This window comes from Cupriavidus sp. 05T313, from assembly GCF_056396665.1.
Genome location: NZ_JBFTLX010000024.1, coordinates 34,763 through 46,329, shown reverse-complemented (window position 1 = coordinate 46,329; position 11,567 = coordinate 34,763). Strand labels below are relative to the sequence as shown.

The following is an 11,567-nucleotide window of genomic DNA, read 5'->3' as shown; positions in this document are numbered from 1 at the left end:
CTGCTGAACTCGCCGGTGATGCTGTTCAGATGGTCCTGCGCCAGCCGAAGCTCTTCAGCAAACAGGTCCAGCGCCTGCGCCTCTTGCGCCGCGCGCTCCTCGGCCAGGTCTAAATGCGATTGCGCATTGCGCAGCGCGGTCAGGTGCCGCTCGCGGGCGAGGAAAGCCCCTTCGTTGCCCGATTGCCATCCCACCAGCCGCAGCAACTGGTTGCGCAGCAGGTCGATGCCGGCGCCGGTACGCGCCGAGATCCATACCTCGGCCGGGTTCGGGCCGATGGCCGCCACTACGTGCGGGCGGTCGGCGCCGAAGTGGCGCTCGCCCACCGTCGGCGCCAGGTCGATCTTGTTGACCACGCGCAGGATCGGCGAGCCCGGCGGCAGGTGGCCGGAGAGGCGGTCGTCGATGGCGTCGTCGATTTCGGACAAGCCGTGTTCCACGTAATCGRCCGCATCCACCAGGTGCAGCACCAGGTCGGCGCGGCCTACCGCTTCCCAGGTGCGTTCGATGCCGATGCGCTCGACCTCGTCGCTGGCGTCTTCGCGCAGGCCGGCGGTGTCGATGATATGCAGCGGGATGCCTTCGATCTGGATGGTCTCGCGCACGCGGTCGCGCGTGGTGCCGGGAATCGGCGTGACGATGGCCAGCTCCGCGCCGGCCAGCGCGTTGAGCAGCGACGACTTGCCCACATTGGGCTGCCCCGCCAGCACTACCGACAAGCCCTCGCGTAGCAGCGATCCCTGCCTGGCCTGCGCCAGCACACCGCTCAGCGCTTCGCGGATATTGGTCAGCTGGCCGCGCGCGTTGGAGGCTTCGAGGAAATCGATCTCTTCTTCGGGGAAATCCAGCGTGGCCTCTACCAGCATGCGCAAGTGGATCACCTGCTCCACCAGCGCGTGGATGGCCTGCGAGAACACGCCCTCCATGGAGCGCGCGGCCGAGCGCGCGGCGGCTTCGGTGCTGGCTTCGATCAGGTCGGCCACGGCTTCCGCCTGGGCCAGGTCGAGCTTGTCGTTGAGAAAGGCGCGGCGCGTGAACTCGCCGGGCTCGGCCAGGCGCAGGCCAATCCCGCGGCCCGCATCCAGGCAGCGCGCCAGCAGCATCTGCATCACCACCGGGCCGCCGTGGCCCTGCAGCTCCAGCACCTCTTCGCCGGTGTAGGAGTGCGGCGCCGGGAAGTACAGCGCCAGGCCGTGGTCGATCGCCTTGCCGTGGGCATCGAGGAACGGCAGGTAGGTGGCATGGCGCGGTTTGAGCGCCTGGCCGCACACGGCCAGCGCGATCGCGCTCACATCGGGGCCGGACACGCGCACCACGCCGATGCCGCCGCGTCCGGGCGCGGTTGCGATGGCGGCTATGGGAGTGGCGTTGGCGGCGGAAGCGGTACGAGGCTGGGAGGAGGTGATGGCGGTCATGGCGATATTGTCGCAGATCGATCCTGCGCGGGTGCCGCACCCGGCGCACTTGCCGCTTGCGCAGTGTCGGCTGCGCCGGGCGCTTCCGCGACGGGCGCGTACAGGCACTCCACCATCAGCCGGCGCGCCACGGCGCCGTCGAGCAAGCTGCCCAGCCTGCCCTGCCGCTTCACCAGCTTGCGGTGCAGGCGCCGGGCATAGCGTTCGGCCAGTACCGGCTTCATGGCTTCGATGACATAGCGCAGCCGCTTGCCGGCAAGCCGGAAGCGGTGCACGCGTGCCAGCTCCTCCGAGCGGGCGGCGCGCATCAGCGCCCTCACCCGCTTGCGCCCGCGGCGTATCCGCCGGCGCGCGAAGTCCGCCAGGTGATCCCGCGCGGCGGCGCCCGCGCCACGCGGGCCGGCGCGGTTCAGGTGTGTGAGATCGCGGTGCAGCACGGGTAGCGGCCAGTGCTGGTATTCGGCGAGCTGTGCCACCATCGTCGCGCGTGCGTAGTGGCGGCGCGTGAGGGCGGTGTCGTGCAGCGCCGCCAGCACCGGATCCTCCGGCTGCCTGTCCAGCGCGGGCCGCAAGGTCTCGGCGATGAACACGTCCCAGTCGCGCACATCGTTCGCAGCCTGCGCCAGCTGGCGCAGGCAATCGTTCCAGCGCGCGCGGACAGGCCTGGGCAGGGCGGGCCCGAATGCCCAGCAGATGGCGCGAAGCTGCCGCGTCGCCACCCGCAGTGCATGGACGTCGTCGGGATGGTCGCGCCGGTGCAGCGCATCGAGTTGATCGGCAACGGCAACCAGTCCCGCATCGGCCAGCGCCATGAAAGCATCGATGACGCGCATGCGCGGGTGCAACTGGATGGGAAGGTTGGCGGCACGCATGGCGTATCTACCAGATCTGGCGGAGGCCAGGTTCAGAACATCTCTATCCAGTGTAGGCGATTGTGCCGGTTGCGCCGCACTCCATTGACAGCCTGCCGGCTTCGGGTTGGAATGGGTGTTGGCAAGGCCATCCGGCCACCCTGAGCTTGCCGTACCCGGCCACCGCCCAGTGCGAGGAGAAGCGCATGTCCACCGAACAAGAGCGTCTTTTGCTGCGGGACACCATCGAGGCCGGCTTTCGCCAGGCTGCCTTTGTCACCGACATCGGCATACACCTGGTGGATTGCGGGCCGGGCTGGTGCGAGAGCGAGTTGCTGGTCACGCCGCGCCACCTGCAGCACGGCGGCGTCGTGCATGCCGGCGTGCAGGCGACCATGGCTGACCATACCGCCGGCGCGGCCGCCACCACCATGCTCGACACCGGGCGTCATGTGGTGACGGCCGAGTTCAAGATCAACCTGCTCCGGGCCGCCCGCAGCGAGCGCCTGACCTGCCGCGCGGACGTGCTGAAATCCGGACGCGCCATCATCGTGGTCGAAGCCGATGTCTTCGCCAGCGTGCACGGCGAGGCGGTGCTGGTCAGCCGTTTCAACGCCACCATGAGCGTGCTCGACCTGGCCTGATTCAGAAAACCAACCCAAAACCAGAGAGAAGCGACAAGATGATCGATCACACAGGCGTCGTAGTTAGCGACTTCGCCAGGAGCCGGGCCTTCTACACCGCAGCGCTGGGTTCGCTCGGCTTCATCAAGAATATGGAGTTTCCCGCCAGCGTGACCGGCCATGCGGATGTCGCCGGCTTCGGCCCGCCCGACAAGCCCGAGTTCTGGATCAGCAACGGCACGCCCAACCAACCGCCGCTGCACATCGCCTTTCGCGCGAACACGCGTGCGGAGGTGGATGCCTATTACAAGGCGGCGCTGGCGGCCGGCGGACGCGACAATGGCGCGCCGGGCTTGCGGCCGCACTATCACCCGAACTACTACGGGGCGTTCGTGCTGGATCCGGACGGTCACAATATCGAGGCGGTTTGCCACGCGCCTGAGTGAGCCCGGGTGAGCCTGCATGTGCCTGCATGTGCCTGCGTGATGGGCCGGCGCTCAGAACAACAGCTTGAGCAAATCGAACAACTCGCGATCCGCCGGCGCGGCGGAACGGGCGCGCCGCCGGATCACTGCCAGCAGGCAATCCACGAAGCACTGCGCGGCCGCGCCGCGCATCGCGCTGCGGCGCGCRATGATGCCGAGCTGGCTGGTTTCGAAGCGTTCCGCTACCGGCACCGCCTGCACCCAGCCGCGCAGCGCTTCGGTGACCATCAGCGGGCGCGGGCAATAGGTGATCATGCCCGCATGCCGCACCATTTCCAGCAGCAGCGAGGTCGAATGGGCGCAATGCAGATGGCGCGGCTCGATGTCGGCGCCGTGCTGCCAGAACAGGTTCTGCATCATGGCGGGATAGCTGGCGGGTGTGTAGTTCACCACCCAGTCCTGGTCGAGCAATTGATGCAGCGCGGTCTTGCCGGCGCAGGGATGGCCGCGGCTGGCCACGACGCAGGAGTCATAGGCAAGCAGTAGCTCGCAGTCGAACTCCTGTCCGGACATGGCCGGCGTGAACGGCCCCACGACAAAATCGAGCAGGCCCTCGCGCAAGCGCGGCAACGCCACTGCGGTCAAGCCTTCGAACACCTCAAGCTGCACTCCCGGCATGCGCTCGCGAAAATGCAGCATCGCCTCCGACAGGAAGGTCAGCATGACCCAGGGCGTGACCCCGATCGACAGCCGGCCGCCCACCTCGCCGCGCAGTTCCGCCAGTTCCGCATTGGCGCGCTCGAGCTGGCCGACTACCAGGCGCGCGTGGCCCAGCAGTCTTTGCCCCGTCTCCGTGAAGCCAACGCCACCTGCGGTGCGCAGCAGCAGCGGCAATCGCTGTTCCGCCTCCAGCTCGCGCAACGCCTTGGTCACGGCCGCCTGGGAAAGGGCCAGCAGGCGTGCGGCGGCACGGATGCTGCCGGCGTCGGCAACGGCAACCAGGGCTTGTAGTTGATGCAGTTTCACAGGTGGGGGAATCGGGTGGACCGGCGTGGACTGGAGGCGGGCTGCGCTCTAGCGACAACCAACGGTTGTCAGGATAACAAGATTGCGGCTTCCCGCGACGGGTGGACGCTGCCTATGATCGGTTCCCTGTCCCACGGGGGCGCCGCCAGCATGGCGTCAGCCGCCCGGTACCCACAAGGAGACCTGTCATGCCGCAAGCCCCCGTATCCGCAATGTCCCCGGTTTTGCCCGGCATCCGCGCCATCGAAGCCGAGATGGTCGCGTTGCGTCACCGCATCCACGCGCATCCCGAACTCGGCTTCGAGGAATTCGTCACCAGCGACCTGGTGGCGGAATGCCTGCAGGCCTGGGGCTACGCGGTGCATTGCGGCCTGGGCGGCACCGGCGTGGTCGGCACGCTGCGCCACGGCGAAGGCCGCGCGCTTGGCTTGCGCGCCGACATGGATGCGCTGCCGATCCAGGAAGCCACCGGCCTGCCCTACGCCAGCAAGCTCGACGGCAAGATGCACGCCTGCGGGCACGATGGCCATACCGCCACGCTGCTCGCCGCCGCCAGGTACCTGGCCGAGCACAAGCCCTTCAAAGGCACGCTGCACCTGATCTTCCAGCCCGCCGAGGAAGGCATGGGCGGCGCCCGCGAAATGCTCAACGACGGCCTGTTCGAGCGCTTTCCGTGCGATGCCGTGTTCGCCTTGCACAACATGCCGGGCCATCCGGTCGGCAAGTTCGGCTTCCTGCCCGGCCCCTTCATGGCCTCGTCCGATACCGTCACCATCCGCGTGAACGGACGCGGCGGCCACGGCGCGGTGCCGCACAAGGCCATCGATCCGGTGGTGGTCTGCGCCTCCATGGTGATGGCGCTGCAGAGCGTGGTGGCCCGCAACGTGAACCCGCTCGACATGGCCATCGTCACGGTCGGCGCCATCCAGGCGGGCAAGGCGCCTAACGTGATCCCCGACAGCGCCGAGATGCGCCTGTCCGTGCGTGCCCTCAAGGCCGAGGTGCGCGACCTGCTCCAGACCCGCATCACCGCGCTGGCCCACGCCCAGGCCGAGAGCTTCGGCGCGCGCGCCGAAGTCGATTACGACCGCCGCTACCCGGTGCTGGTCAACCACTCCGCCGAGACGGAACTGGCCCGCGAGGTGGCGCGCGAATGGCTGGGCGAGGAAGGGCTGATCGACAACATGGTCCCGCTCACCGGCAGCGAGGACTTCGCCTTCCTGCTGGAGCAGCGCCCGGGCTGCTACCTGATCATCGGCAACGGCGATGGCGAGGGAGGCTGCATGGTGCACAACCCCGGCTACGACTTCAACGACGCCTGCCTGCCGCTCGGCGCGACCTATTGGGTCAAGCTGGCCGAACGCTTCCTGGCCTGAGCCCCACCGCGCACGGGCATGACCGGGCGGATGCCCGGCAATAACGATTCAAGGAGACCTGACCATGTCCACCACCGCCGCACCGGCGCAGCCGCTTGCCGCCGCGCCCGCATTGCCGGCGCCCACGCGCCGCGCTATCGCCGCCATCACCATCGGCAACGGGCTCGAGTTCTACGATTTCACCGTCTACAGCTTCTTTGCCGTGATGATCGGACGGCTGTATTTTCCGGTGGAAGGCGCGCTTGGGCAGCTGATGCTGTCGCTGGCCACCTTCGGCGTGGGCTTTGTGGCGCGGCCTCTGGGCGGCGTGCTGATCGGGCTGTACGCCGACCGCGTCGGCCGCAAGCCAGCCATGACCCTGACGCTGTGGATGATGGGGCTGGGCTCGGCGCTGTTTGTGGTGGCGCCCACCTATGCGCAGGCGGGCCTGTTCGCGCCGGCGCTGATCGTGCTGGCGCGGCTGGTGCAAGGCTTTGCCATCGGCGGCGAGATGGGCGCGTCCACTGCCCTGTTGATGGAATACGCCGACGACAACTCGCGCGGCTACTTCGGTAGCTGGCAATTGTTCAGCCAGGGCGTGAGCGTGTTGCTGGGCTCGCTGGTTGGCCTGCTGCTGACGAATACGTTGGCGCCCGCAGCGCTGGAAAGCTGGGGCTGGCGCCTGCCCTTCCTGCTTGGCATCCTGGTGATCCCGGTTGGCCTCTACATCCGGCGGCATCTGGACGAGACAGCCGATCCCGCAACCGTGGGCGCCCACGGCACCGCCGGCGAGCGCGCGGGCCTGGCCGAAGTATTCGTCGGCCATGGCCGCGCGGTGATGGCCGGGGTGCTGATCACCATCGGCGGCACCTCCGCCACCTACATCGTGCTGCACTACATGACGAGCTACGCCGTGACCGTGCTGAAGATGCCGCTGTCGCTCGGCATGGGCGCCGGCTGCCTGGCAGCGCTGGTGCAGTTGTCGCTGTCCGCCTGTGCCGGCCGCCTGTCGGACCGCGTGGGGCGCAAGCCGGCCATCCTGTGGTCGCGCCTGGCGATGCTGCTGCTGATCTATCCGGCCTTCCTGCTGATCAATGCGCACCCCACGCTGGAGGTGCTGCTGCTCGCGGTGGCCGTGCTGGCGCTGACGCTGGTCTTCAATGTGGTGCCTTCGGTCGTACTGCTGACGGAGTTGTTTCCCCGCAGGATTCGCGCTACCGGCCTGTCGGTGGTCTACTGCATCGGCGTGCTGGTGTTCGGCGGGTTTGCGCAGTTCCTGGCAACGTGGCTGATCGACCTGACCGGCAGCCGCAACGCGCCGGCTTTATATGTGATCGGCTGCGGCATTGTCTCGCTGGTGGGTCTGGCGATGGTGCGGGAAACGGCGGGCAAGCGGCTGGATTGACGAGACGGTCCGACGGTCGCGACGGTCACTTACGTCTTGCGCCTGGCCGTGCCTGCGAAAGCGTCAACGGGGAACCTCGTCGCTGTCACGCAGCCAGGCGGGGATGTCTCGCATGCCGTGCAGGACGCGCCAGACATCGATGTGGTCATCGCGCTCAACGTAGAACACGATGTGCGGGTAGCGCGCCAGAGGCCAGGTGCGTAGGCCCGGAAGATCAAGCTCGTGTACGTAGCGGGGCGAGCCGGCGGCCGGATGCTTGCCAATGTGCACGTAGGCCTGCTCCAGCGCGTCAATGAAGCCAAGTGCTGCCTGCTCAGCGTTTTCATTCAGATAGTAGGTGACCGCTTCCTCGACATCACGCCTGGCAAGCGCCCTTGGGATGACAGGTTTGGCCCTCATTCCCGCGCGTTGCGCACCCGCGCTCGCAGGGCGTCGAAGTAGTCGCTATCGGCCGGCGCCGTCGGCGCCGAATCGGCACCCGCCAATAGCAGGCCGCGAAGGTKCTGGCGATCCTGATCCTTGCGGATCAGCTCGCGCACGTACTCGCTACTGGTGCCGTAGCCGCGCCGGTTGACTTGCTCATCGACAAAGGCCTTGAGCGTTTCGGGCAGGGAAATATTCATGGTGCTCATGGTTTCATGCTAGCGAGTTTGGCAAAATTTGGCAAACCTTCTGCATGGAGCCTTGCTGCCAAGGCAACACCACCTGACAAAGCACCCCTCGGAAAAGCAAAATCCCCCGCAAGCCGATACCTGCGGGGGATTCCAGTCAGGCCGCCATTGATGCTTCGGGCGGCCCCTTTGGTGCACGTGCCGGGCCGGCGGGTTTGCCACCCGCGGCCCGGTTTCAACTTCAGCTCTTAACCGCCACGGCAGCCTTCGCCTTGCTCTTGCCGAGCATCCGGTTGATCTGCCATTGCTGGGCGATCGACAGGACGTTGTTCACAACCCAGTACAGCACCAGGCCGGCCGGGAAGAAGAAGAACATGAACGAGAACACCAGCGGCATGATCATCATGACCTTGGCCTGCACCGGGTCCGGCGGGGTCGGGTTCAGCTTGGTCTGCACGAACATCGATACCGCCATCACCACCGGCAGGATGTAGAACGGATCCGGTACCGACAGGTCATGGATCCAGCCCAGCCACGGCGCGCCGCGCATTTCCACCGACGACAGCAGCACCCAGTACAGCGCGATGAACACCGGGATCTGGATCACGATGGGCAGGCAGCCGCCGAGCGGGTTGACCTTCTCGGTGCGGTACAGCGCCATCATCTCCTGGTTCATCTTCTGCGGATCGCCCTTCAGGCGTTCACGCATCGCGGTCATGCGGGGCTGCAGGTCCTTCATCTTGCCCATGGACTTGTAGCTGGCCGCCGACAGCGGGAAGAACACCAGCTTGATCAGCACCGTCAGCGCGATGATCGACCAGCCCCAGTTGTTCAGGAAGCCGTGCAGCTTTTCCAGCAGCCAGAACAGCGGTTTGGCCAGGATGGTCAGCCAGCCATAGTCCTTCACCAGTTCCAGGCCCGGGGTGATCTTCTCGAGCATGCGCTCTTCCTGCGGGCCGGCGAACAGGCGCGCATCGGTGGTCACCGTGGCACCCGGGGCGATCGCGCCCAGCGGCTGCTGCACGCCCACGCGGAACAGGTTGTTGTCGATCTTCTCGACGTAGAAGCTGTGCTCCTTCCCGGCTTGCGGGATCCAGGCCGAGGCAAAGTAATGCTGCACCATCGCAACCCAGCCGCTCGAACCCGCCGCGGGGACCGAAGCCTTGCCCTTGGCGATGTCGTCGAAGTTGATCTTGTGATACTTGTCCGTATCGGTGTAGATCGCCGGGCCGGTGAAGGTGCTGTAGAACTGCGATTGCTCGACCTTGCTGCCGTCGCGCGTCAGTTCCATGTACAGCGTCGGCGAGACCGGCTTGCCGCTGTCGTTGGTCACGGCAAATTGCGTGTCGACAACGTAGCTGCCCTTATGGAAGGTATAGGTCTTGGCCAGCTTGACCCCGTCCTTCTCCGCCGTCAGCGTCACCGCCACCTTGTCCGAGCCGGCCAGGTCGCGCGGACCGGCCGAAGCGGTGAAGATGGTGGTGTGGTTGGGCAGGTCGCCACCGATCAGGCCGGAACGGGCCATGTAGGTACGGGTCTGGTCGCGCTCGAACAGCACGACGGGCTGGCCGTCCTTCTCATGGTGGTTCAACAGTTCCAGGCGCGTGAGGATGCCGCCGGCGGTGTCGATCTGGGCACGCATCACGTCGGTGCTCACCACGATCTTCTCGCCGCCCGGCTGGGCCGCGGCTGCCGGTGCGGTCACCGGGGCGCCTGCGGCGGTGCCGGCCGTCGCATTGGCCTTGGGCACGTCGCCTTGCGGAGCGGAAGCGCCGCCGGCGGTTGCCGGAGCCTGCTGCGTCGCGCTCGGGAAGAACATCGACTGGTGACCGTTGGCGCGCTGCCAGTTGTCGTAGAGCAGCACGAGGGCCATCGAGAAGATGACCCAGAGTATGGTGCGTTTGATATCCATGTCTCGCTGTGGTCGGAGGAAATCAGGGGCGGGGTAGCCGGATCRTGACTGGCGGGTGGCCAGCCGCGGCGGAAGCCCGGTCTTGCTTGGTTGCCGATGCCGGTGGCACCGGATCATACCCGCCATCCGTGAACGGATGACAGCGGCACAGCCGGCAAGCGGCCATCCAGCTGCCGCGACCGGCGCCGTGGCACAGGATCGCTTCGCGGGCGTAATCGGAACAGGTAGGCAGGAAGCGGCACTGCGAGCCAAAAAACGGGCTCAGGGCGATCTTGTAGATACGCAGCAGGGCAAGCAGGATTCGCTTCATGGCAGCGGGCTGGTCAGGCAGGAGCGCCCGAGGGCGGGACTTCAGTGGGCGCAGCCTCGGCGGACTTCGGCGGCGACACCCCGGAAGGGGCAGCAGGGCGCGGGGCAAGCGGACGGACCGCTACCTCGAACAAGCCGGTCAGCTCCGCCAGGCACGCCCGGCGTATGGCGCTGCGGCTGGCAAATTCCGCACGCGGAAACTTTGCCTGCAGGCGCAGCAACACATCGCGGCCCGCGAGTTGGTCCTGCCGAAGGCGGAACAGTTCCCGCACCATGCGCTTCACCAGGTTGCGCTCGGCGGCACGCGCCGCGAACTTCTTGCCAACGACGACACCTAGGCGGGCTTGCGGCAGGTTGTTCTCGCCCACATACAGCACGAAATGCTGGCTGCGGCGGCGCGGGCGCAAAGCAAAAACGGATGAAAACTCATCCGTCTTTGTGAGCCTCGCGGCTTTAGGGTAGGCAAAAGTAGACACGCTGGGCGAAGCTAGCGAAAAAGCTGTGCTTGGCGGCAGGCTACCGGCCGTCCAAAAGGCGAGGCGGTTGGCCAGGGCGGCGCAAACTGCAGCGCCACCGTGGCCGGTCGCCAGGCCCTTAGACTGCCAGGCGCTTGCGGCCCTTGGCGCGACGCGCGTTGATGACGGAACGGCCGCCGCGGGTCTTCATGCGCACGCGGAAACCATGGGTACGCTTGCGGCGGGTAACGGAAGGTTGGTATGTACGTTTCATGTTGCACTCTCTGGTTGATCTGGGCTCGCCCGGCTTCCGGCGTTAAGCCGGGCGCCGCCGCGTATGGTTCGCATGGGGCTGCCGCGGTTTGCGGTGTTGCCGACTGCTGTGGTGATCTTGCTGCCGGCCGTGTGTCTCGCGCATCGAAGGCACCGACGAATCGGACATCGACACTCGCGAAGCAGGTGTGGGAGGGAATCTCGCCGGACCGGATCTCATCAACCCATCCGCTCCGACCCCGTCAGCCTGCTCGGCCCGCTGCCTGTTCCGGCCAATCCAGCCATTTCCGGCACGCTTCAGCTTAGTGAAAAGCTGAGGTAACGCGCCAGTCTCGCACGGAACAGGTCAGACCCGGCGATGCGCATACGTGATCCCCTGCGGCATCGCAGAACCCGCCATTTAACTGAGTTTCGCGCGGTGTGTCAAGACTACGGATGGTTTAGAGACGTGTGCGGCACCCCTGCCTGAAGAACACGCAACAGCCTGTTGTATTTCATTGTCCACAATCGCCAGTGGGTAAGTTTTTTTATTGCGGGGGTTGCACCCAGGGTTGGCGGGGGTGAGTGAAGTCCCTGTTTTGTCAGGCTTTTCCTGCGTTTTACCTACCCGGAAACCCGCACCAGAACTGGGGTTGTGCACAACAATTCACTGCTTTTTCACAACTTATCCACAGACTTATCCTTTGTGGATAACTTGGGGCGGGGGGTACAATCCGGGTCCAAACACCACACGGGCTGCGTGGCGCAAGCGCAACCCGGGCACTACTCCTGGCATGCCGGACAACGGACGCGCAACGGGCGGCGGCGGTTACGCCACCTGTCTCGTCAGCGGATCCCGCTTGTYGCGTCGATTACCAGGGAGCCCGGGCTGCGGGGTCATTTGCGGATCGCTTTTGCGGTCGCTTTT

13 protein-coding genes are annotated in these 11,567 nt (G+C 66.3%); 4 read left to right on the top strand and 9 right to left on the bottom strand.

The features are described 5' to 3' along the window. Positions 1-1,415, bottom strand: a 1,415-nt coding sequence (gene mnmE / locus AC1DKD_RS08615) for a tRNA uridine-5-carboxymethylaminomethyl(34) synthesis GTPase MnmE (RefSeq protein WP_477143180.1), incomplete at its 3' end; no start/stop codon positions are given. After that, on the bottom strand, positions 1,412-2,287 hold the full coding sequence (locus AC1DKD_RS08610; RefSeq protein ID WP_441630246.1) for a CHAD domain-containing protein: 876 nt from the start codon (positions 2,285-2,287) through the stop codon (positions 1,412-1,414). The genes AC1DKD_RS08610 and mnmE, both read right to left, overlap by 4 nt. 185 nt (positions 2,288-2,472) lie before the next feature. Here AC1DKD_RS08610 and AC1DKD_RS08605 point away from each other — a divergent pair, with 185 nt between their 5' ends. Together AC1DKD_RS08605 and AC1DKD_RS08600 are read left to right on the top strand one after the other, a co-directional pair. Continuing rightward, positions 2,473-2,910, top strand: coding sequence for a PaaI family thioesterase (locus AC1DKD_RS08605; RefSeq protein WP_441630244.1), 438 nt, complete (start codon positions 2,473-2,475; stop codon positions 2,908-2,910). A 38-nt stretch (positions 2,911-2,948) separates the two neighbouring features. Then, entirely contained in the window at positions 2,949-3,335 is a 387-nt protein-coding gene (locus tag AC1DKD_RS08600; RefSeq protein WP_441630242.1) for a VOC family protein, read from the top strand. 51 nt (positions 3,336-3,386) lie between these two features. Here AC1DKD_RS08600 and AC1DKD_RS08595 read toward each other — a convergent pair whose 3' ends face one another. Next, positions 3,387-4,340, bottom strand: coding sequence for a LysR family transcriptional regulator (locus tag AC1DKD_RS08595; protein ID WP_441630240.1), 954 nt, complete (start codon positions 4,338-4,340; stop codon positions 3,387-3,389). A gap of 212 nt (positions 4,341-4,552) precedes the next feature. Here AC1DKD_RS08595 and AC1DKD_RS08590 point away from each other — a divergent pair, with 212 nt between their 5' ends. Further along, positions 4,553-5,716 (top strand): M20 aminoacylase family protein, encoded by a 1,164-nt coding sequence (locus AC1DKD_RS08590; protein WP_441630273.1) that lies wholly within the window; start codon positions 4,553-4,555, stop codon positions 5,714-5,716. Between the two features lie 64 nt (positions 5,717-5,780). After that, the gene (locus AC1DKD_RS08585) at positions 5,781-7,100 is read left to right on the top strand and encodes an MFS transporter (protein WP_441630238.1); all 1,320 of its coding nucleotides are present in this window, start codon (positions 5,781-5,783) and stop codon (positions 7,098-7,100) included. A 63-nt stretch (positions 7,101-7,163) separates the two neighbouring features. Here the strand turns inward: AC1DKD_RS08585 and AC1DKD_RS08580 are convergent, their stop codons facing one another. The 6 genes from AC1DKD_RS08580 to rpmH all read right to left on the bottom strand — a co-directional run bounded on the left by AC1DKD_RS08580 (position 7,164) and on the right by rpmH (position 10,661). Then, the gene (locus AC1DKD_RS08580; protein WP_441630236.1) at positions 7,164-7,499 is read right to left on the bottom strand and encodes a type II toxin-antitoxin system RelE/ParE family toxin; all 336 of its coding nucleotides are present in this window, start codon (positions 7,497-7,499) and stop codon (positions 7,164-7,166) included. Next, positions 7,496-7,732, bottom strand: a complete 237-nt coding sequence (locus tag AC1DKD_RS08575; protein WP_477143179.1) for a type II toxin-antitoxin system ParD family antitoxin — start codon at positions 7,730-7,732, stop codon at positions 7,496-7,498. Before AC1DKD_RS08575 ends, AC1DKD_RS08580 begins: the two co-directional genes overlap by 4 nt. Before the next feature lie 220 nt (positions 7,733-7,952). Beyond that, the gene (yidC, locus tag AC1DKD_RS08570) at positions 7,953-9,623 is read right to left on the bottom strand and encodes a membrane protein insertase YidC (protein WP_441630232.1); all 1,671 of its coding nucleotides are present in this window, start codon (positions 9,621-9,623) and stop codon (positions 7,953-7,955) included. Between the two features lie 22 nt (positions 9,624-9,645). After that, the gene (gene yidD, locus AC1DKD_RS08565) at positions 9,646-9,933 is read right to left on the bottom strand and encodes a membrane protein insertion efficiency factor YidD (RefSeq protein ID WP_477143178.1); all 288 of its coding nucleotides are present in this window, start codon (positions 9,931-9,933) and stop codon (positions 9,646-9,648) included. Between the two features lie 13 nt (positions 9,934-9,946). Continuing rightward, on the bottom strand, positions 9,947-10,408 hold the full coding sequence (gene rnpA, locus AC1DKD_RS08560; protein ID WP_081862109.1) for a ribonuclease P protein component: 462 nt from the start codon (positions 10,406-10,408) through the stop codon (positions 9,947-9,949). A gap of 118 nt (positions 10,409-10,526) precedes the next feature. Next, positions 10,527-10,661, bottom strand: coding sequence for a 50S ribosomal protein L34 (gene rpmH, locus AC1DKD_RS08555; RefSeq protein WP_017229861.1), 135 nt, complete (start codon positions 10,659-10,661; stop codon positions 10,527-10,529). Between the last annotated feature and the right edge of the window lie 906 nt (positions 10,662-11,567).

Coding starts and splice junctions, on each gene's coding strand:
- AC1DKD_RS08610 (WP_441630246.1), bottom strand. CDS start 2,287: ATGCGTGCCGCCAACCTTCCCATCCAGTTGCACCCGCGCATGCGCGTC.
- AC1DKD_RS08605 (WP_441630244.1), top strand. CDS start 2,473: ATGTCCACCGAACAAGAGCGTCTTTTGCTGCGGGACACCATCGAGGCC.
- AC1DKD_RS08600 (WP_441630242.1), top strand. CDS start 2,949: ATGATCGATCACACAGGCGTCGTAGTTAGCGACTTCGCCAGGAGCCGG.
- AC1DKD_RS08590 (WP_441630273.1), top strand. CDS start 4,553: ATGTCCCCGGTTTTGCCCGGCATCCGCGCCATCGAAGCCGAGATGGTC.
- AC1DKD_RS08585 (WP_441630238.1), top strand. CDS start 5,781: ATGTCCACCACCGCCGCACCGGCGCAGCCGCTTGCCGCCGCGCCCGCA.
- AC1DKD_RS08580 (WP_441630236.1), bottom strand. CDS start 7,499: ATGAGGGCCAAACCTGTCATCCCAAGGGCGCTTGCCAGGCGTGATGTC.
- yidC (WP_441630232.1), bottom strand. CDS start 9,623: ATGGATATCAAACGCACCATACTCTGGGTCATCTTCTCGATGGCCCTC.
- rpmH (WP_017229861.1), bottom strand. CDS start 10,661: ATGAAACGTACATACCAACCTTCCGTTACCCGCCGCAAGCGTACCCAT.